The 21,730-nt window shown below is 74.0% G+C and carries 8 protein-coding genes and 2 pseudogenes; 4 read left to right on the top strand and 6 right to left on the bottom strand.

The features are described from left to right. The first annotated feature begins 64 nt into the window (after window positions 1–64). Complete coding sequence (locus K4G22_RS27480; protein WP_228083153.1) at window positions 65–757, top strand: 4Fe-4S single cluster domain-containing protein; 693 nt, start codon at window positions 65–67, stop codon at window positions 755–757. Window positions 758–775: 18 nt separating this feature from the next. Here K4G22_RS27480 and K4G22_RS27475 read toward each other — a convergent pair whose 3' ends face one another. Beyond that, window positions 776–1,915: a macro domain-containing protein gene (locus K4G22_RS27475; RefSeq protein ID WP_228083152.1), complete on the bottom strand. Its 1,140-nt coding sequence runs from the start codon at window positions 1,913–1,915 to the stop codon at window positions 776–778. A 291-nt stretch (window positions 1,916–2,206) separates the two neighbouring features. Between K4G22_RS27475 and K4G22_RS27470 the strand changes: the two genes are divergently transcribed. From K4G22_RS27470 to K4G22_RS27460, 3 genes are read left to right on the top strand one after another with little or no spacing between them, the layout of a single operon-like run. Continuing rightward, window positions 2,207–2,848, top strand: coding sequence for a hypothetical protein (locus K4G22_RS27470; RefSeq protein ID WP_228083151.1), 642 nt, complete (start codon window positions 2,207–2,209; stop codon window positions 2,846–2,848). A 1-nt stretch (window position 2,849) separates the two neighbouring features. After that, the gene (locus tag K4G22_RS27465) at window positions 2,850–3,614 is read left to right on the top strand and encodes a hypothetical protein (protein WP_228083150.1); all 765 of its coding nucleotides are present in this window, start codon (window positions 2,850–2,852) and stop codon (window positions 3,612–3,614) included. Then, the gene (locus K4G22_RS27460) at window positions 3,589–5,052 is read left to right on the top strand and encodes a hypothetical protein (protein ID WP_228083149.1); all 1,464 of its coding nucleotides are present in this window, start codon (window positions 3,589–3,591) and stop codon (window positions 5,050–5,052) included. Before K4G22_RS27465 ends, K4G22_RS27460 begins: the two co-directional genes overlap by 26 nt. A gap of 23 nt (window positions 5,053–5,075) precedes the next feature. Here K4G22_RS27460 and K4G22_RS27455 read toward each other — a convergent pair whose 3' ends face one another. The 5 genes and pseudogenes from K4G22_RS27455 to K4G22_RS27440 all read right to left on the bottom strand — a co-directional run bounded on the left by K4G22_RS27455 (window position 5,076) and on the right by K4G22_RS27440 (window position 21,661). Next, window positions 5,076–6,749 carry an AMP-binding protein gene (locus K4G22_RS27455; RefSeq protein ID WP_228083148.1) on the bottom strand — a complete coding sequence of 558 codons (1,674 nt, stop codon included), beginning with the start codon at window positions 6,747–6,749 and terminating at the stop codon, window positions 5,076–5,078. Between the two features lie 77 nt (window positions 6,750–6,826). After that, window positions 6,827–7,738 carry an SDR family oxidoreductase gene (locus tag K4G22_RS27450; RefSeq protein WP_228083147.1) on the bottom strand — a complete coding sequence of 304 codons (912 nt, stop codon included), beginning with the start codon at window positions 7,736–7,738 and terminating at the stop codon, window positions 6,827–6,829. 88 nt (window positions 7,739–7,826) lie between these two features. Continuing rightward, window positions 7,827–8,489 (bottom strand): annotated as a pseudogene (locus K4G22_RS32075) (alpha/beta fold hydrolase); the annotation flags it as partial. Window positions 8,490–8,735: 246 nt separating this feature from the next. Continuing rightward, a pseudogene (locus K4G22_RS27445) lies at window positions 8,736–15,089 on the bottom strand (SDR family NAD(P)-dependent oxidoreductase); the annotation flags it as partial. Window positions 15,090–15,127: 38 nt separating this feature from the next. Continuing rightward, on the bottom strand, window positions 15,128–21,661 hold the full coding sequence (locus tag K4G22_RS27440; RefSeq protein WP_228083145.1) for a type I polyketide synthase: 6,534 nt from the start codon (window positions 21,659–21,661) through the stop codon (window positions 15,128–15,130). Between the last annotated feature and the right edge of the window lie 69 nt (window positions 21,662–21,730).

Raw genomic sequence — 21,730 nt, 5'->3', positions numbered from 1 at the left:
GTAAACCGTCGGATTGCGGGGCGCCGGGGATGGAATTCGGGTGCGGGTGGAAATGCTGACGGCCATGAGGTCCGAGGAAGAAGAAGTGCGAGACGGCGGCCCCGGGTGGGTGGCGCGGATCAGCGGCGTCCACTTCCCGGTGACGGTGCTGGGCCCCGGGCGGCGCCTCGGCATCTGGTTCCAGGGCTGCCCGTTGGCGTGCGCCGGCTGCATGTCCCGGCACACCTGGGATTCGGCGGGCGGACGCGCGTGGCCGGTGGCGGAGCTGTTGGCGCTGTGGCGGCAGGCGCTCGCGGCCGGGGCCGAGGGTCTGACGGTCAGCGGTGGCGAGCCCCTGGCCCAACCGGCGGCGCTGGCCCGTCTGTTGGCGGGCGCCGCCGGGGCGCGTGGCGCGGCGGACGCCGATCTGCTGCTCTACACCGGCTACACGGAGGCCGAGATCGCCGCCGACGAGGCGCGGACGCTGGCCGTCGGGGGCGCCGACGCGCTGGTCACCGGCCGCTATGTCGCCGCCCGGGCCACCGACCTGGTCTGGCGCGGCTCGGCGAACCAACGTCTCGTGCCGCGAACGCCGTTGGGCGCGGCCCGCTACGCCCCACATCTGACCCGGCGTTCGGGCCCTCGCGCCCTCCAGATCGTCGGGCGCGGCGGCGCCCTCGCCCTGTACGGGGTGCCGCGCCCCGGCGAACTCGACGCCCTGGAGGTCGAGTTGGGCGAGGTCGGCGTCGGGTTGACCGATCCCAGCTGGCGTGTCTGACGCCCGGCAGGGGGCCCGTTACGCCGCCGGGTCCAGTTCGGCGATGGACTCGGCCGTCGCGCGGTTGCGGACGACCAGATGGACCGTCCAGGAGGGGTCGCGGGTGAGCTCCTCGTGGACCGCCCAGCCGATCCAGCTCGCGCTGGTCCCGGCGGAGACGCCGCCCCGGCCCGCGCCCATCAGCGGGAAGCAGATCGAGGACAACGGCGGGTCGAACGCGGCGCGTTCGGCCCGGGCCAGCGCGAAGGACTCGCGGACGGCGCGGGCGATGTCGCCGGGCGCCACCTCGTAGCCCTCGCGTTCCGCCAGCGGGACGGCCACCGCGGCGTGGTAGATCCGCCGCACGCCCTGCTCGGACATCGCGCCGGACGAGGTGGCGGCCACAGTACCGGGCCTGACCGGCAGCCCTGGACGGCCGAACCGCCGTACCCAGGCACTCAGTTCGCGGACCAGGACATCGTCCACGATCTCGCCGGACGCGTTCCGCAGGGCGCAGGCGCGGCGCAGCGCGCCGGAGAGGGTGGGCCAGAAGGTCTTGGACATCTCCAGATAGACGTTCTCGGAGGAGACGATGATGTCCACGTTCCGCAGCAGATCGACCGGGGAGACGTGCAGCACAAAGGGCACGGGCGCGTCGGCCACCGTGGTCTCGACGGTGAACGGCGGTGCGGCGTCGTCCCGTTGGGCCTCCGGCGCCTTCCGGGGCGGGGGCCCGGCCGCGGGTGGCGCCTCGGCGGGGGCGGAACGCCGCCCGTGGTCACGGCAGAGCGCGAGCACCGCCTCCGCCAGCTGGTCGAAGACCTGGGTCTCCTGCCGTTTGCGGAACGTCTCGGTGCTCACCCGGTACACCTCGGCCGCCGCCTTCCTGCGGTCGAAGGCGGTCGCGCCCCGGTATCCGGGGACGAGGCCGTAGGTGCGGGCCGCCGCCCGACCGAGCGCGTCCTGGTCGCCGAGGCGCCGCGCGGCCTGCCGCAGCAGCGCCTCGACGCCGGCGGGCGCGTCGTCGGGGCCGGCGGAGAGAGAGCAGGCCACGGCGGCGGCACGCAGTGCCGGCAGCGGGAGGCTGCGCAGCCCCGCGAGCCCCGGGCGGCGCAACGCACGGAGATCCTCGACGAGTTCGGCGTGGGTGGGGGGATCGGACAGCGTTTCCTGACCCATGCGTACCAACATAGAGCGTATGCGCGCCTCCGGCGCGTGACTCGACCCAACCGCGCGCCGCCGGCCCCCCGTTCACCACCGCCCTGGACACCGTGGCCGGCCGCCTTCGGGGCGAACACCGGTCGATTGCCGGGCTCTTTCCGTTCTCCGAATTCCGCCGGGCATCAGCGTGCTAATGCTTCATTAGCGCGTGTGAAGCCGAGGTGGTATTCGCCGTCGTGGCGTAGGCATCGGAGCCGATATGTGAACGAGGGAAAACGGGAGAGACGACGGGAGAGAGGGGGCGTCACCATGATCAGGACGGAGAACGTGAACCGGGTCGTCCGGCAGGCCGCGGCGGGCCGCTGGGCGCTGCGCGGGGCGCGTAGGCAGGGGCTGCGGGACGGGGCGCGGGGGCTGCCGCACGTCCCGCGGCCGGGGCCGCTGCCGTTGGCGGCGGGGAGCGCCGTCAGCTCCTATGTGACGGAGCAGCGGGCGACGGCGGGGCGCGCGGTCGAGCAGTTGCGATCCCGGCTGTTGCACCGGGAGTGGCGGCTGGTGACCGAGATCCGCTACCAGGCCGTGCAGGTGGTGACGCACTACGACGCGCGCGGGCTCACCGCGCCGGCGGCGCTGGCGCGGTTCGGGCAGCGGGTCGGCGAGTGGCGCACCAAGGCGGAGGTGTGCCGCTACCGGGCCGGCGCCGTGACGGAGCAGTTCAACCAGCGGATCGCCTGCTACTGGGACGCGGTGCGACACCACCACCGGGACGTGCCGGATCCGGCGCCCGCCTATCTGGCGCACTGGGCCCCGGCCCCCGTCGAGTTGGACGCGACCTGGCTGCGCCCCGACGGCTGGCTGACCCTGACGGACGGCACGTCCGTCTCCGCCACGGGCCGGGCGCTCGAACTGCTGGACGGGCACGGCAGGACCACGCCGAGGGGGGGCCGTTGAGATGGCCGGGACCGACCGCGTCGGGCGCCGCCTCACCGCCGCCGCACTCGCGGCCACCGCGCTCGCCTGGACGGCGGGCTGCGGAGCCGTCGGCGACGCCCTCGGCACCAGGGTCGACCGCTATGACACGGCCTGCGCCCTGCTGATCGACGGCTCGGGATCGGGCGGCGAGGCGCCCGACGGGTTCGACGCGCGCGCCAAGCTGGAGACGGCGCTGCCGGCCTTCCTCTCCGACCTGGAGTGCCGCACGCTGGCGTACGCCCCCATCACCCGCGCGTCGGAGGGCTCGATCTGCCAGGCCGAGCCCATCGATCTCGATCCGGACGCGGACTCGACGCTGGAGCGGGACGATGTCCGCGCCGCCCAGCAGGCCGTCGCGGGGGGTCGCGCCGTGGAACTCCTGGACTGCGCGCGGGAGCACAGCCCTGGGTCCGATGTGCTGGGCGCCCTGGACCGGGTCTCCACGGCCGCGCCCGACGGCGGCGACCCGTTCCATGTCCTGGTGGTCAGCGACTTCGTGCAGCGGGACGGCTCGTTCACGCTGCCGCGGGAGGATCTGACGACCCGGGAGTCCCGCGCGGCGGTGATCGACGGTCTCGGCGAACGGGGCCGGCTGCCGGAACTCACCGCCACGACCGTGTATCCCAGCGGCTACGGCATGCGGCTCAGCCAGGACTCCGACGCCTACGAGGACTTCGACGCGTTCTGGACGGAGCTGCTGGAAGGGCGGGTGGGCGCCGATGTCGACACCGGCTACCAGCACTGATCCGGGCGGCGGCCGACGCCCAGGGGCCGGCGATGGCCGGGCCAGGGGCGTCCCCGGGGCCCGGCGGGCGCGCACCCCACGGGAGCGGCGCACGCCCCTGTTCGGGGGCGAGCGCGATCCGCTCGACCACCCGGCGCTGCTGGCCCGCTGCCGGCGGGAGGGCAGGCGGGCCGCGCGTCGGCGGCTGTTCGATCCCTGGGTGCTCTCGGCCGAGGGGCTGCTGCCCCGGCTGGCGTCGCTCGCCGCCGAGCGCGACCGGCGGCGGCAGGCGCTGCTCAGGCGCGCCGCCGAGCGGCGCGGCACCGCCGAGCGGGCCGCGGCCGGCGCCAGGGCCGAGGCCCAGGCGGCTCAGGACGCCGCCCGGCACACGGCGGCGGAGCGGGCCGAGCGCGAGGCCCATCTGACGGTCACCCGGGCGCAGTTGGACCGCCTCGCCCGGGAGGCGGCGGGCCGTCGCGCCAGCCGGGAGGCGGTCACCCGCTGGCTGGAGCGGCGCGACACCCGCGGCGCGCCGGACGGGGGCGGGGCCGCCGACCGGGACGTCCCGGACGCGGACGGCGACATCGGCGCGGACATCGGCGGGAACCGGGCCCCGGTGCCCGGGGGCGAGCCCATTCCCGTGCGGTGGGAGGGCGAGAGCCGCGGCGGGCTGTCGCGGCGTGGCACCCTGGCGCTGCTGGTCTGCCTGACGCTGGTCGAACTCCCCATCTACTGGACCGCGTTCCGCCGGCTGCACGGCACCGGCGACGCGGCCTCCAACCTGCTGACCGCGACGTTCACGCTCGCCGTCGGCGCGGTGATGATCGCCGTCCCGCACATCCTCGGGCGGCTGCTGCGGGCGCTGCCGGCCACCGGCGCCAACCGGCTGTTGGCCGTGCCGGCGCTGGCGCTGCTCGCCACCTGGGCCTATGCCTGCTGGGTGCTGGGCAGCCTGCGCGGCAGCCTGCTGGCCGAGGAGCGGGCACCCCTGGTCGTCGATCCGGACGAGGCCGCGTTCCTCCCGCCCGAGCTGCGTGAACCGTCCAGCGTGCTGGCCCAGTTGAACATCGGCGAGCAGACGATGAGCCTGATGTTCTTCGCGCTGCTGCTGCTCTCCGGGGGCGTCGCCTTCCTGCTGGGCCTCGGCGTCTCGCACCCGTATCTGGCGGCCCACGGCCGGACGTCCGACGCGCGGCGGCGGCTGGCCGCCGAGGAGCGGACGGCGGCGGCCACCGCGCACCGCGCCGCCGCGCGGGCCGGCACCCTGCCGGCCGAGGAGTCGGCGCGGCGGGACGCGCTGGACGCGGCGCTGCGCGAGGTGGACGACCTGTACGAGGCGGCGGCGCACGCCTACCTCGACGGGTTGGCCTCGGCGGCGCGCGACCCCGCGGTCACGGAGGCCGCCATCCGCCTCTCCGGCACCTGGCCGCTCCTCCCCCGCCCCGCCACCGCCGACTGACCACCGGCGGGGTGCCGTGCGGCTCAGTCGTCGTCGCGGTACTCCCCCGCCGGCCGGTCGGCGGCGGCGGCCTGGTCGCGGAGCGCCACGCGGCGGATCTTGCCCGAGATGGTCTTGGGCAGTTCGGCGAACTCGATCCGCCGGACGCGTTGGAACGGCGCCAGGCGCGCCCTCGCGTGCGCGAAGACGGCGCGGGCGGTCTCGGCGTCCGGCTCCCAGCCGGGCGCCAGGGTGAGATACGCCTTGGGCACCGCCAGCCGCACCGGGTCGGGCGCCGGCACCACGGCGGCCTCGGCCACCGCCGGGTGCTCGATCAGCGCGCTCTCCAACTCGAACGGCGAGACGCGGTAGTCGGACGCCTTGAACACGTCGTCGGAGCGGCCCACATAGGTGAGGTAGCCGTCGCCGTCCCGCGCGGCGATGTCCCCCGTGTGGTAGTAGCCGTCGGCCATCGCCTCGGCGGTCAGCTCCGGATCGTCCCGGTAGCCGGTCATCAGCCCCAGCGGACGCGCCGCCAGGTCGAGGCACAACTCGCCCTCGTCGCCCGGCTCTCCGGTGGCCGGGTCGATCAGGGCCACCCGGTAGCCGGGCGCCGGGCGGCCCATGGATCCCGGCTTCACCAGCTGGCCGGGCGGGTTGGCGACCTGCACGGTGGTCTCGCTCTGCCCGAACCCGTCGCGGATGGAGACCCCCCACGCCTCCCGCACCCGGTCGATGACCTCCGGGTTCAGCGGCTCGCCCGCGCCGACCACGATCTGGGGCGGGCGCCGCAACGCGCTGAGGTCCGACTGGATCAGCATCCGCCAGACCGTCGGCGGCGCGCAGAAGCTGGTGACGCCGCAGCGGTCCATCTCGCTCATCAGCCGGCCCGCGTCGAACCGGGTGTAGTGGTGGACGAAGACGCACGCCTCCGCGTTCCATGGCGCGAACACGTTGCTCCAGGCGTGCTTGGCCCAGCCGGGCGAGGAGATGTTGAGATGCACGTCGCCCGGGCGCAGCCCGATCCAGTACATCGTGGACAGGTGGCCGACGGGGTAGGAGAGATGGGTGTGCTCCACCAGCTTGGGCCGGGCCGTGGTGCCCGAGGTGAAGTACAGCAACAGCGGATCGCCGCCCGCGGTCGGCCCGTCAGGGGTGAACGTGGCGTCGGCGGTGTGGGCGTCGGCGTAGGAGTGCCAGCCGGGCACCGGGCCGCCGATGACGATCCGGGTCCAGTCGCCCGCCACCTCGGCGAACTTCTCGATCCCCGAGGCGCCGGCGACCACATGGCGGACGCCGCCGCGCGCCACCCGGTCGGCCAGGTCCCTGGCGCCGAAGAGCGGCGTCGCCGGGATCAGCACCGCGCCCAGCTTGATCGCGGCGAGGAAGGTCTCCCACAGCTCGACCTGGTTGCCCAGCATCAGCAGCACCCGGTCGCCACGCCGGACGCCGCGCTCCCGCAGCCAGTTGGCGACCCTCGACGACCGTTCGGACAGCTCGGCGAAGGACCACACCCGGTCGGTGCCGTCCTCCTCCACGATCCACAGGGCGGGTGCGTCGTTGCCGGCCGCGATCACGTCGAACCACTCCAACGCCCAGTTGAACTCGTCGAGTTCGGGCCAGCGGAAGTCGGCGTAGGCGGTGGCGTAGTCGTCGCGGTGGGCGAGAAGGAAGTCGCGGGCCGCGCGGAAGGCGGCCGTACCGGCTGTCGAGGTCATGGGGGAACGTTGCCCGAACCGACCCGCCGATGGCTACCCGGGCGACACCGGCCGGCCGGCCGGTGTCGCCGACGGGGTCAGCTCTCGGACTCCTGGGCCATCCGGCGGCGCTGGGTGGCCATGAACACGTCGAGCCGGTGGTCGCGTTCGGTGGCAGGCGGCAGCGCGCTGAACAACGCCTTGGCACGTTGCGCGAGTTGGCCGGCCGTGGAGCGGTCGGTGATGGCGAACGTGGCGCCGGACCTCACCGCCTCGACCACGAGGGGGCCCACGTCGTCCGGGTCGGCGCCGAGGTTGCGCAGGAAGCTGGTCTCGTCCCGCTCCCGCCGGTCGTCGCGCTCCCGGTCCTCGGTGGTCGCGTCGGAGCGGGGAGCGGCGAGGTCGCGGGCGGTGCGGGAGGTGGCGGCGAGGTTGGTCGCCACCGCTCCCGGGCAGAGCACGGTGACCCCGATGGGGTGGCCCTCCAGCGCGAGTTGTTTGCCGAGGGCCTCGGAGAGGCCGACGACGCCAGCCTTGGACGCCTCGTAGATGGTGGAGCCGCCGGCGGGGGCGAGCCCCACGCCCGACGCGGTGTTGACCAGATGGGCCGGCTCGCCGCGCGCCATCAGCCTGGGGAGGAAGGTCTGCACCCCGTTGACGACGCCGCCGATGTTGATCCCGACATAGAGGTCCCACAGCTCGTAGGACATCTCCGCCAGCGAGAGCGGCCCGCCGATGCCCGCGTTGTTGACCAACAGCGTGACGGGGCCCAGGCGTTCCTCGGCCTCGTCGGCGATCCGGGCGAACGCGGGGCGGTCCCGCACGTCGAGGACGAACGCGGCCACGGAGGTGTGCGCGGACAGTTCGGCCTCGGCCTTGTCGAGCGCCTCCTGGTCGATGTCGGTGATCGCGAGTCTGACGCCTTCCCTGGCGAAGGCACGGGCGATGCCCAGGCCGATCCCCTGGGCGGCGCCGGTGATGAACGCGGTGCGCCCGGCTAGGTCGAGCACGGTGTGCCCCTCTCTGCTGCTTCGTCGCTGTGCTGCTGTCGAGTGCTCGGGCCACGGCCAGAGCCACGGCCGGGCCCGCCCGCGCGGCTCACGCCTCGAACCGTTCGCGCAGCCACCCGTCCAGGACGCCGGCGGTGTGGCTGCCGCCGGTGCCCTCCATCACGGAGAAGTGGTTGCCCGGCACGGCGATCGACGTGTGCGGGAACTTCCAGTCGGCGACGGAGTCCTCGCCGTCGGAGGTGGGGTCGATGCGGTCGCTGGCACGCAGCACCAGCGTCTCGGCGGCCACCTCCCTGGCCTCGAACCGCAGGTCCATGTAGCGGGCGCGGGCGGTGACCCAGGCGTCGCCCCAGTCCTCGCCCAGCTGGTCCTGCTGGCCGCCCCGGTCGAGTACGCCGCTGGAGATGTTCTTCACCCAGGAGTTGTCCTCGTTGTAGTCGTCGAGGTCCATCCAGTGGGTGTCCACCATCACCAGGGCAGTGGGGTCGGCGCCCAGCTCCTCAAGCCGGTGGGTGATGGCGTTGGCGAGGAATCCGCCGATGGAGTAGCCGACCACCACGAACGGGTCGTCACCAACCGCGCGGCGGATCGCCTCCGCCTGGGCGTCGACGAGCGCCTCGATCCCGGTGGGCAGCTGCTCCCCGCTCTTGAAGCCCGGCAGCGCCAGCACGGACAGCGGGCGGCTCTCGGTGAATCCCGCCGCGAAGGACGAGTACTGGTAGGGGCTGGGCTTCCAGGCGAACGTGGGCACGCACACCAGCCGTGGCTGGCGCGGGCCACGCGCCAGGGTGGTGAGCCCCGGCAGCTCGTCGATGTCCTGGGCCGAGGTGAAGTGCGGCCGGAAGTCGGCCAGTCGCAGCATCACCTCGTGGAGCTGGGGGCCCTTCCCGATGGCGAACTGGCTCTGCCAGAGCGAGCTGATCGACTCCGGCTTCGGCGGCGCCGCCTGGGCGGGCGCGCTGGGCGCGCCCCCGGTGCCGAGGGTGTCGCGGAGTTGCTCGGTCAGGTGCCGGGCCAGCGCCACCGGCGTGGGGTGCTCGAAGATCAGCGTGGGGGCGAGTTCAAGCCCGGTGGCGGCGTTGAGCCGGTTGCGGAGTTCGACGGCGGTGAGCGAGTCGAAGCCGAGCGCGAGGAACTCCCTTCCGGTGTCGATGCCTTCGGGGTCGGGGAAGCCCAGCACCACCGCGATATGGTCGCGCACCAGGGCGAGCAGGGCCTGTTCGCGTTCGGCGTCGCCGAGCCCGGCGAGCCGGCCGCCGAGCGATCCCGGGTCGCCGGCCGGCGAGGTGACGGCGGCGCGTTCGGCGGTGCGGCGCTGTGCCGGGGGCCGGATCAGCGCCCGCATCATCGCGGGCAGCGCGGTGGCCGAGCCGGCCGCGGCGGCCAGCCCCCGGATGGCGGCCAGGTCGAGGCGGGCGGCGACCAGCATCGGCTCGTCGGTGCGGACCGCCGTGTCGAAGAGCGCGTTGCCCTCCTGCGCGGTGAGCGGCACCAGTCCGTTGCCGGAGATCCTGGCCCGGTCGCGACCGCCGAGGTGCCCCGTCATCCCGCTGGCGTCGGCCCAGAAGCCCCACACCAGCGAGGTGGCGGCGAGACCACGGGCGCGCCGGTGGTGGGCCAGGGCGTCGAGGAACGCGTTGGTGGCCGCGTAGTTGGCCTGCCCCGGGGAGCCGAACACGCCGGACGCCGAGGAGTAGAGGGCGAACAGGGCGAGGTCGGCGTCGCGGGTCAGCTCGTGCAGGTTGACCACGGCGTCCACCTTGGGCCGCCACACCTGGCGCACCTGTTCCTCGGTGAGCGCGTCGAAGACGCCGTCGTCCAGCACGCCGGCAGCGTGGACGACGCCGGTCAGCGGGTGGGCGGCGGGGATGCCGGCCAGCACGGCGGCGATCTGGCCGCGCTCCGCCGCATCGCAGGCGACGATCTGCACGCGTGCGCCCAACTCATGGAGTTCGGCGGCGAGTTCGGTGGCACCCGGGGCCGCGAGGCCGGTGCGGCTGGTCAGCACCAGCGAGGTCACGCCGTGTTCGGCGACCAGATGGCGGGCCAGCAGCGCGCCCAGCGTGCCGGTGCCGCCGGTGATCAGCACCGTGCCCTCGGGCCGGAGCCCGGCGGGCACGGTGAGCACGATCTTCCCGGTGTGCCTGGCCTGGCTCATGAAGCGGAACGCCTCGGGGGCGCGCCGCACATCCCAGGTGGTGAGCGGCAGCGGGTGGAGCACGCCCGCCTCGAAGAGCCGCACGATCTCGGTGAGGATCTCGAAGACGCGCTGTTCGCCGGCCTCCCCGAGGTCATAGGCGCGGTAGCTGACGCCGGGGTGCTCGGCGGCGACCCGTTCGGGGTCGCGGATGTCGGTCTTGCCCATGGACGCGAACCGGCCGCCGCGCGGCAGGAGTTCCAGGGAGGCGTCGACGAACTCCCGGGCGAGGGAGTCCAGTACGACGTCGACGCCGGCGCCGTCGGTCGCGGCCAGGAAGGCGTCCCTGAAGTCGAGATCGCGGGAGGAGGCGATCCGCTCCTCCGCCACGCCCAGCTCGGCGACGGCCCGTTGCTTGGCCTCGCTCGCGGTGGCGAAGACCGTCGCGCCCAGGTGCTGGGCGAGCTGCACGGCGGCCATGCCCACACCACCGGCCGCGGCGTGGATCAGCACCGACTCGCCGGGCCGCACGTCGGCCAGGTCGACGAGGCCGTAGTAGGCGGTGAGGAAGGCGACCGGCACGGAGGCGGCCCGTTCGAAGGACCAGCCGTCGGGGACGCGGACCACGGCGAGCGCCGGGGTGCTGGCCAGCGGGCCGAAGCTCTTCGGGATCAGGCCCATCACCCGGTCGCCGACGGCCAGTCGGGTCACCTCGGCGCCGATCTCGACGACCACGCCGGCGGCCTCGCTGCCGAGCGGCGCCTCCTCGGGGTACATGCCGAGGGCCAGCAGCACATCGCGGAAGTTGAGGCCGGCCGCGCGCACCGCGACCCGTACCTCGTCGGGCCCCAGCGGTTCCGTGGCCGCCGGGGTGGCGACCAGCGCGAGGTCCTCCAGGGTGCCGGAGCCGGTGCCGCGCAGCGCCCAGCCGGCCGTGTCGGCCGGCGGCACCAGGCCGCCGCCCGCTGCTCGCACCAGCCGGGGCACCAGGGCCTGTTCACCGCGGATCGCGAGCTGTGGCTCGCCGCCCGCCATGGCGGCGAGGACGGCGGCGACCAGCTCCTGTTGGGCGCCGGCGCCCGGGTCGACGTCCAGCAGGACGAAACGTTCGGGGTGTTCGGCCTGCGCGGTGCGCAGCAGCCCCCAGACCGGGGCGTCGCGCAGATCGGTGACGTCCTGTCCCTGGCCGGTGGCCACCGCGCCCTGGGTCACCACGACCAGCCGGGACGCGGTGAGCCGGTCGTCGGCCAGCCACTCCTGGGCGGTGCGCAGCAGCTCCACGACGACGTCGGCGCTCGCCTCGGCGTCGGGGCCGCCGGGGGCGCACGGCAGCAGCATCACGGCGGGCGCGGGGACGCCGGCGTCCAGCACGGCCCGCAGGGACTCCAGATCGGGGTAGGCGTCCACGGCCATGCCGGCCGCGTGCACCGCCGCACCGATGCCGAACGCCTCCTCGCCGAGGACGGCCCAGACGCCGAAGGGGACGCTGTCGGTGTCGATGGGCAGCGGCGTCCAGTCGACGCGGAACAGGGATTCGGTGCCGGCCTGGTCGTCCGTGGCGAGCTGCCCCGGTGTCACCGGGCGCAGCACCAGGGACTCGACCCGGGCCACGGTCCGCCCGGAGGGGTCGGCGGCGACGAGCGAGACCTCCTCGGGCCCGGCGGAGCGGATGCGCACCCGCAGTCCGGCCGCGCCGGTGGCGTGCAGGGAGACACCGCTCCAGGCGAACGGCAGCAGCAGCGTGCCACGGTCCGCGTCGGTGGCCGCGACCGCGTTGGCGTGCAGGGCGGCGTCCAGCAGCGCGGGGTGGATGCCGAAGCGCCCGGCGTCGGCCTGCGCGGACTCGGGCAGGGCGACCTCGGCGAAGATCTCGTCGCCGCGCCGCCAGACCGCGCGCAGCCCCTGGAACACGGGGCCGTACTCGTAGCCCGCCTCGGCGGCGGCCGGGTAGAACGCGGTCACATCAACCGGCTCCGCTCCCTGCGGCGGCCAGACGGCCAGATCGGGCTCCGGCGCGGGGGCCGGCGCCTCCGCCGTCAGCACGCCCTCGCCGTGGCTGGTCCAGGGCAGCTCGGGATCGGCGTCCTCGGCGCGGGAGTACACCCGCACCGAGCGGCGCCCGGCCTCGTCCGGCAGGCCCACCACGACCTGGAGCTGAACCCCGCCGTGCTCGGAGAGCAACAGCGGTGCCTGCAAGGTCAGTTCACGCAGCTGACCGCAGCCCACCTCGTCGCCGGCGCGCAGCGCCAGCTCGACGAAACCGGTGCCGGGCAGCAGCACGCCGCCCCGTACCGCGTGGTCCGCCAGCCAGGGGTGGCCGCGCAGCGACAGCCGGCCCGTCAGCAGCACCCCGCCGTCGACGGCGAGGGTGACGGCGGCGCCCAGCAGCGGGTGACCGGCGGCGGTCAGCCCCGCGCCGCTGACATCGACGTCGTCGGCGCCGCTGTCCAGCCAGTAGCGCTGACGCTGGAAGGGGTAGGTGGGCAGGTCGACGCGGCGCACGGCGCGGCCGGCGTAGAACGCGGCCCAGTCAACGGGGCCGCCGCCCACCCACAGCTCGGCGGCCGAGGCGATCAGTCGGGCCGCCTCGTCCTCGTCGCGGCGGAGCGTGCCCACCACGACCAGCGGTCCCGCCCTCCGCTCCTCGGCCACCTCCTGGGCGCTCATGGTGAGGACGGGGTGCGGGGAGACCTCGACCAGTCGCCGGTAGCCCTGCTCCAGCACGGTCGTCAACGCGTCGGCGAAGCGCACCGGTTGGCGCAGGTTGCGGTACCAGTAGGCGGCGTCCATCTCCGCCGTGTCCAACGGCTCACCGGTCACGGCCGAGATCAACGGAACATTCCCCGCCCGTGGGCTGATCGGGGCGAGATCCGTCAGAATCCGCTCCTCGATCGCCGCCACATGCCCCGAATGCGACGCATAGTCCACCGGAACCCGACGCGCCCTGATCCCCGCCGCCTCAGCCACACCCATCAACGCCTCAAGACCAACCACCTCACCCGCCACCACCGTCGCCGAAGGCCCGTTGAACGCAGCGACCGACACCCCGCCCATGTCGGACAGCAGCTCAGCGACCCGCTCCGAACCAGCCGCCAGCGACACCATCCCACCGGACCCGGCCAGCTCACGGATCGCCGCAGAACGCAACGCCACCACCCGCGCACCATCCTCAAGAGACAACCCACCCGCCACCACAGCAGCCGCTATCTCACCCTGCGAATGACCCACCACAGCCGACGGAGACACCCCCACCGACTCCCACACAGCCGCCAGGGACACCATCACCGCCCACAACACCGGCTGCACCACATCAACCCGCTCCAACCACCCCTCGTCCTCACCCTCCAACACCCCCACCAACGACCACTCCACAAACGGCCCCAACGCCGCCTCACACTCACCCAACCGCGCCGCGAACACCGGCGACGAGACGAGCAACCCACGCCCCATCCCGATCCACTGCCCACCCTGACCCGGGAAGAGGAACGCGACATCGGTGCCCTCGCCGCTGGTGCCGCGCGTCGCGTTGATCGCCGGAAGGTCGCCGGCGACCGCGCGCAACCCCGCGGTCAGCTCGCCCGTCTCCGTGCCCCAGACGACGGCCCGGTGCTCCAGGGTGGCGCGCTCGGTGAGCAGGCTCCAGCCGATGTCCTCGGGTTCGGTGCCTTCGGCGCCTTCGGCGAGGTCGGCGACCCGTTCCGCCTGGGCGGTCAGCGCGGCGGCGCCCCTGGCCGAGACCGGCCAGGGCAGGACCGGCGCCGTCCAGGCGCGCGGCCCGTCGCCCGCGTCGGGGACGAGGGGCTCCTCGCCCGAGGCGTCGGCGGGTGCCTCCTCCACGATCAGATGCGCGTTGGTGCCGCTGATGCCGAATGAGGAGACGCCGGCGCGGCGGGGGCGCTCGCCGGCCGGCCAGGGGCGGGCGGCGGTGAGGAGCTCCACGGAGCCGGCCGACCAGTCGACCTTGGGGGTCGGCTCGTCCACATGGAGGGTGCGCGGCAGTACGCCCTCGCGCAGCGCCATCACCATCTTGATGACGCCCGCCACGCCGGCGGCGGCCTGGGCGTGGCCGATGTTGGACTTGATGGAGCCCAGCCACAGCGGCCGGCCGTCGGGGCGGTCCTGGCCATAGGTGGCCAGCAGCGCCTGCGCCTCGATCGGGTCGCCCAGGGTGGTGCCCGTGCCATGGGCCTCGACGACGTCCACCTCGGCGGCCGAGAGCCCCGCGTTGGCCAACGACTGTCGGATCACCCGCTGTTGGGAAGGCCCGTTGGGCGCGGTCAGTCCGTTGGACGCGCCGTCCTGGTTGACGGCCGAGCCACGGATGACGGCGAGCACCCGGTGCCCGTTGCGGCGCGCGTCGGAGAGCCGCTCCAGGAGCAGCATGCCGACGCCCTCGCCCGGCCCGAAGCCGTCGGCCGCCGCCGAGAAGGCGCGGCAACGGCCGTCGGACGAGGCGCCCTTGAGCCGGCTCTGCAAGACGAAGCTGGTCGGCGTGCTCATCACGGTGACGCCGCCGGCGAGGGCGAGCGAGCACTCGCCGCCGCGCAGCGCCTGGGAGGCCAGGTGCATGGCGACCAGCGACGAGGAGCAGGCCGTGTCGACGGAGACGGCGGGGCCCTCAAGGCCCAGGGTGTAGGCCACCCGGCCGGAGACCACGCTGGGCGAGTTGCCGGTGCCGAGGAACATCTCGATCTCGTCGGGTGCCTTGACGATCCGGCTGGTGTACTCGGACGGCAGGGTGCCGGTGAAGACGCCGATCTGGCTGCCGCGCAGCGCGGTGGGCGCGATGCCGGCGCGTTCGAAGGTCTCCCACGAGGTCTCCAGGAGCAGCCGCTGCTGCGGGTCCATGGCGAGCGCCTCGCGCGGCGCTATCCCGAAGGGCGCCGGGTCGAACGAGGTGGCGTCCCTGAGGAACCCGCCCTCGACCACATAGCTCTTGCCCGGCTGGTCCGGGTCCGGGTCGTAGAGGCCGTCGAGGTCCCAGTCGCGGTCGGTGGGGAACTTCTCGACGGCGTCGACCCCCTCGCGCACGACCCGCCACAGGTCCTCGGGCGATTCGACGCCGCCGGGGAAGCGGCAGGCCATGCCGACGATGGCGATGGGCTGGTGCTCCTCCAACTCCTTGACTCTCCGACGGACTTGCCGCAGGTCGGCCGTCGCCCGCTTGAGGTAGTCACGAAGCTTCTCTTCGTTGTTCATCCCTAGGTCACCTATTCAGGCCGTGTCGTGAGAGGGGGATCGTCGTGGGGGGATCAAGGAGTGCCGAGTTCGTCTTCGAGGAGGTCGAAGAGTTCGTCGTCGGTGGCCGCCGCCAGATCGTCATCGTCGTCGGCTGGGGGCGGCGCGGACGAGGTGTCCTTGAGCCTGGCGAGTGTGGCGCGCAGGCGGTCGACGATCCGGTCGCGCGCGATGTCGTCGGGGCTGGCGGCGTCGAGCGTCGCGTCGAGCCGGTCCAGTTGGGCGACGAGGGGCGGCGTGGTGTCGGCGTCGGTCACCACGAGTTCGGAGCGGATCAGCCGGGCGAGCGCCAGCGGCGACGGATGGTCGAAGATCAGCGTGGCGGGGAGGCTGAGGCCGGTCGCGGTGTTGAGCCGGTTGCGCAGTTCGACGGCGGTGAGCGAGTCGAAGCCCATCTCCTTGAACGGCCGTTCCGCGCCGACCGCTTGCGCGTTGGCGTGCCCCAACACGGTGGCGACGTTGCCCCGGATCAGATCGAGTACGGCCTTGTCACGCTCGGTGTCGCCGAGGGCGGCGAGGCGGGCCGCCAGGGCCGTGCCGCCGCCGGTGGCGGCCGTCGACCGGGCGGTGCGGCGGGTCGGGCCCGTGCGGACCAGGGCCCGCATCAGCGGCGGCAGCAGCGCCTGATCCGCGGGCGCGGTGCCCGAGCCGAGGTCAAGGCGCGCGGTGACGAGCAGCGGCTCGTGGGTGCGAACGGCGGCGTCGAAGAGCGCATGGCCCTCGTCCGGGGTCAGCGGCACCAGTCCGTTGCTGGAGATCCTGGCCCGGTCGCGACCGCCGAGGTGTCCCGTCATCCCGCTGGCGTCGGCCCAGAAGCCCCACACCAGCGAGGTGGCGGGCAGCCCCAGCGCGTGCCGGTGCTGGGCCAGGGCGTCGAGGAACGCGTTGGCCGCCGCGTAGTTGCCCTGGCCGGGGGCGCCGAAGAGGCCGGCCACGGACGAGTAGAGGGCGAACACGGCGAGGTCGGCGTCGCGGGTCAGCTCGTGCAGGTTGACGGCGGCGTCGATCTTCGGCCGCAGCACCCGTTGGAGCTGCTCCTCGGTGAGCGAGGCGAGGACCCCGTCGTCCAGCACGCCGGCGGCGTGCACGACGCCGGTCAGCGGGCGGTCGGCGGGGATGGTGTCGAGGACCTTGGCGAGTTGCTCGCGCTCCGCCGCGTCACAGGCGGCGATCTCCACCCTTGCCCCCAACGCCCTGAGTTCGGCGGCGAGTTCGGTGGCGCCGGGGGCGTCGGGACCGGTGCGGCTGGTCAGCAGCAGCGAGGTGACGCCGCGCTCGGCGACCAGATGGCGGGCCAGCAGCGCGCCCAGCGTGCCGGTGCCGCCGGTGACCAGCACCGTGCCGTTCGGGTCAAGGCCGGCGGGCACGGTGAGCACGATCTTGCCCGTGTGCCTGGCCTGGCTCATGAAGCGGAACGCGTCGGGGGCGCGCCGCACATCCCAGCTGGTGAGCGGCAGCGGGCGGAGCACGCCCGCCTCGAAGAGCCGCACGATCTCGGCGAGGATCTCGCCAATGCGGTCCGGGCCCGCCTCGCCCATGTCGAAGGCGCGGTAGCGGACCCCGGGGTGCCGCCCCGCCACCTGTTCGGGGTCGCGGATATCGGTCTTGCCCATCTCCAGGAACCGGCCGCCGCGCGGCAGGAGTTCGAGCGTCGCGTCGACGAACTCCCGGGCGAGGGAGTCCAGTACGACGTCCATCCCGGCGCCGTCCGTGGCGGCCAGGAAGGCGTCCCTGAAGTCCAGATCGCGGGAGGAGGCGATCCGCTCCCCCGCCACGCCCAGCTCGGCGACGGCCCGTTGCTTGGCCTCGCTGGCCGTTGCGAACACCCTGGCGCCCAGGTGCTGGGCGAGCTGCACGGCGGCTATGCCCACACCACCGGCGGCGGCGTGCACCAGCACGGACTCGCCGGGCCGCACGTCGGCCAGGTCGACGAGGCCGTAGTAGGCGGTGAGGAAGGCGACCGGCACGGAGGCGGCCCGTTCGAACGTCCAGCTCTCGGGGACGGGGGCCAGGACCCGGGCGTCGGTCACCGCGAGGGAGCCGAAGCCCTTGGGGATCAGGCCCATCACCCGGTCTCCGACGGCGAGTTGGGTGACTCCCGCACCGATCTCGACGACCACGCCGGCGGCCTCGATGCCCATCTCGCGGTCGGCGGGCGCCATGCCGAGGCCGAGCAGCACATCCAGGAAGTTCAGCCCGGCCGCGCGCACGGCGACCCGTACCTGTCCCGGCGGCAGCGGCGCCTCGGCCTCGGGGGCCGGCACCAGCGCCAGGGACTCCAGGGTTCCGCCGCCCAGCGCGTCAAGCCGCCAGGCGCTCTCCGCCGGCGGCACCAGGCCGCCGCCCTCGCCGACGCGGTTCATCCGGGGCACCAGCACGGCGCCGCCGCGCACGGCGGTCTGCGTCTCGGCGTTCCGCAGCGCCACCTCGACGGCCCGCACGAGCTCCTCGGCCGGGCCATCGGCGGCGGTGGGGTCGAGGTCCACCAGCAGCAGCCGGCCCGGGTTTTCCGACTGGGCGGATCTGATCAGGCCCCACACCGCCGACAGCGCCAGGTCCGCGTCGGCGTGGTTCTCGTCGGTCGCGATCGCGCCCCGGGTCGCCACGACCAGCTGGGAGGTGGCGGACCACTCGTCGGCCAGCCACTCCCGGACGGTGTGCAGGGCGTCGAGGACGGAACGCGTCGCGGCGCGGGCCGGCTCGTCCGCCAGGGCAGCCGGGATGGCGGGGGCGAACACGATCACGGGGGGCGGCGCGGCGCCGGCGTGGTCGGCCGCGGGGTCGAAGGCGGCCAGACCGAGGCCGAGCCGGTCCTCGCCCAGCACGGCCCAGTCGGCGAGCGGCGCGACGTCGGGCTCCGAGGCGGCGGCGTCCGGCTCGGCGGGCGTCCAGGCGACGCGGAAGAGCCCGTCCCGCACCGGTCCTGAGGCGGCGGCGAGCTGCCCCGCCGTCACCGGGCGCAGCACCAACGACTGGGCGTGGGCGACGGGTTGACCCGTCAGATCGGCGACGAGAACGGCCAGCCCGTTGGCGCCGGCGCGGCTGATCCGCACCCGCAGGGCGTGCGCCCCGGTGGCGTGCAGGGAGACGCCCGTCCAGGCGAACGGCAGTGCCAGGCCGTCGTCGGTGGTGCCGAAGGCGCCGAGGCTGTTGGCGTGCAGGGCGGCGTCCAGCAGCGCGGGGTGGATGCCGAACGCGGCGGCCGAAGTGTGCTCGTCCTCCGGCAGCGCGACCTCGGCGAAGACCTCGTCGCCGCGCCGCCAGACCGCGCGCAGCCCCTGGAACACGGGGCCGTACTCGTAGCCGATCTCGGCGGCGGCCGGGTAGAACCCCGTCACATCAACGGGTTCGGCGCCCTGTGGCGGCCACACCAACAGTTCGGCGTCGTCCGGCAGAGCGGGCGCCTCGGGCGTCAGCACGCCCTCGCCGTGGCTGGTCCAGGGCAGCTCGGGATCGGCGTCCTCGCCGCGGGAGTACACCCGCACCGAACGGCTCCCCGTGTCGTCGGGGGGACCCACGACGACCTGGAGCTGAACGCCGCCTCGCTCGGGGAGCAACAGCGGCGCCTGCAAGGTCAGTTCACGCAGCTGACCGCAGCCCACCTCGTCGCCGGCGCGCAGCGCCAGCTCGACGAAACCCGTCCCGGGCAGCAGCACGGTGCCACGCACCGCGTGGTCCGCCAGCCAGGGGTGGCCGCGCAGCGACAGCCGGCCCGTCAGCAGCACCCCACCGTCGGACGCGAGGGCGACGGCGGCGCCCAGCAGCGGGTGTTCGGCGGCGCCGAGGCCGAGGCCCCCGGCGTCTCCGGCGAGCAGTTGGGGCTCCAGCCAGTACCGCTGGCGTTGGAAGGCGTAGGTCGGCAGGTCGACCCGCTGGACGGCGCGGCCGGCGTAGAACGCGGACCAGTCGACGGAGGTGCCGTTGACCCACAACTCGGCCGCCGAGGCGATGACTCGAGCCGCCTCATCCTCATTGCGGCGCAGAGTACCGACGACCACGCCCGACGCGCCGGCCGCCTCCACAACCTCCTGCACCGGCACCGTGAGAACCGGATGCGGGGAGACCTCGACGACGCGGCGGAAACCCTGCTCGACCGCGTGGTTCAGCGCGTCCGCGAAGCGCACCGGCTGACGCAGGTTGCGATACCAGTACGCGGCGTCCATCTCCGCCGTGTCCAACGGCTCCCCGGTCACGGCCGAGATCAACGGAACACGTCCGGTCCGTGGGCTGATCGGGGCGAGATCGGTCAGAATCCGCTCCTCGATCGCCGCCACATGCTCCGAATGCGACGCATAGTCCACCGGAACCCGACGCGCCCGCACCCCAGCCGCCTCAGCCACACCCATCAACGCCTCAAGACCAGCCACCTCACCCGCCACCACCGTCGCCGAAGGCCCATTGAACGCAGCGACCGACACACCCTCAACAGAACCGAGGAGTTCCACGACCCGCTCCGGACCAGCCGCCACCGACACCATCCCACCACTACCGGCCAGCTCACGGATCGCCGCCGACCGCAACGCCACCACCCGCGCACCATCCCCAAGAGACAACCCACCCGCCACCACAGCAGCCGCTATCTCACCCTGCGAATGACCCACCACAGCCGACGGAGACACCCCCACCGACTCCCACACAGCCGCCAGCGACACCATCACCGCCCACAACACCGGCTGCACCACATCAACCCGCTCCAACCACCCCTCATCCTCACCCTCCAACACCCCCACCAACGACCACTCCACAAACGGCCCCAACGCCGCCTCACACTCCCCCAACCGCGCCGCGAACACCGGCGACGACACAAGCAACCCACGCCCCATCCCCACCCACTGCCCACCCTGACCCGGGAAGACGAACACCGTGCCGGCCGCCGCGTCGGAGCCGACCGAACCCGCGACGGTCGGGGTTCGCAGGCCGTCGACCAGCGTGTCGGCCGTGTCGCCCCACGCCACCGCGCGGTGTTCCAGCACGGCACGCGAGGAGAGCAACGCCCAGCCCACATCGGCCACTTCGGCGTCGGCGCCATCCATGGCGTCCGCGAGTCGTTCGGCCTGGGCGGCCAGCGCCTCCGGGCCACGGGCCGAGATCAGCCAGGGCAGCACGGATGACCGCCACACCGGCTCGCGGTCCGCGGCGACGACCACCGGGCCTGGCGCGTCCTCGGCCGGGGCCTGCTCGACGATGATGTGCGCGTTGGTGCCGCTGACGCCGAACGAGGAGACGCCGGCGCGGCGGGGGTGACCGTTCTCCGTCCACTCCCTGGCCTCGGTGAGCAGCTCCACCGCGCCGCTCGACCAGTCGACATGGGGCGTCGGCTCGTCGATGTGCAGGCTGCGGGGCATGGTCCCGGCACGCATGGCGAGGACCATCTTGATCACTCCGGCGACGCCGGCAGCGGCGCCCCCGTGGCCCAGGTTGGACTTGATGGAGCCCAGCCACAGCGGCCGGCCGTCGGGGCGGTCCTGACCGTAGGTGGCCAGCAGCGCCTGCGCCTCGATCGGGTCGCCCAGGGTGGTACCCGTGCCATGGGCCTCGACGACGTCCACCTCGGCGGCCGAGAGCCCCGCGTTGGCCAACGCGTCGTGGATGACCTGGCGTTGGGCCAGCTCGTTGGGGGCACTCAGGCCGTTGCTTGCGCCGTCCTGGTTGGTGGCGGAGCCCCGGACGAGGGCCAGGACGCGGTGCCCGTTGCGCTGGGCGTCGGAGAGGCGTTCGACGAGGAGCATGCCGACGCCCTCGGACCAGATGGTGCCGTCCGCCGCGGCGGAGAACGTCTTGCAGCGGCCGTCGCGGGCGAGCCCGCGCTGCTGGCTGAAGGCCGTGAACGGGGTGGGCGTTGGCATCACGTTGACGCCGCCGGCGAGCGCGAGATCGCAGTCGCCCTGGCGCAGGGACTGCACCGCGAGGTGCAGTGCCACCAGTGAGGAGGAGCAGGCGGTGTCGATGGTGACGGCGGGTCCCTGGAGGCCGAGCGCGAAGGCGACGCGGCCGGAGATCACACTGGCCATGGTGCCGGTGGCCACGAATCCGTCCACGCCGGGCGGGACGGCGCGGCCGGTGGCGTAGTCGGAGGACACGGCGCCGGCGAAGACCCCGGTGCGGCTGCCGTGCACCGCGGTCGGCGCGATGCCGGCCCGTTCGAACGCCTCCCAGGACGCCTCCAGGAGCAGCCGCTGCTGCGGGTCCATGGCGAGGGCCTCGTTCGGGGAGATGCCGAACGCCTCGGGGTCGAAGTGGCCGGCGTCGTGGAGGAAGCCGCCCTCGACGACATAGCTCTTCCCCGGCCCGTTCGCCTCGGGGTCGTAGAGGTCCTCGGGCCAGGCCCGGTCGGTGGGGAACGGGCTGATGGCGTCGATGCCCTCGGCGACCAGACGCCACAGCCCCTCGGGGGATTCCGCGCCGCCAGGGAAGCGGCACGCCATGCCGACGACGGCGATCGGCTCATGTTGGCGCGCTTCCAACTCCTGCGTGTGGCGGCGCAGTTGGCTGAAGTCGGCAGTGACCCGCTTCAGGTATTCACGAAGCTTCTCTTCGGTGGTCGCCATGGTCGGCACTCCTACGGAACGGGGCGGAACGTCTGGGGTCAGGAGGGAAGGTCGGGCGCCGGTGGTGGC

Origin of the sequence: Streptomyces profundus (assembly GCF_020740535.1) — a bacterium.
Taxonomy (GTDB): Bacteria; Actinomycetota; Actinomycetes; order Streptomycetales; family Streptomycetaceae; genus Streptomyces; species Streptomyces profundus.
Note: the sequence above shows the minus strand (reverse complement) of the source record. Positions and strands in the feature narration are given on the sequence as shown.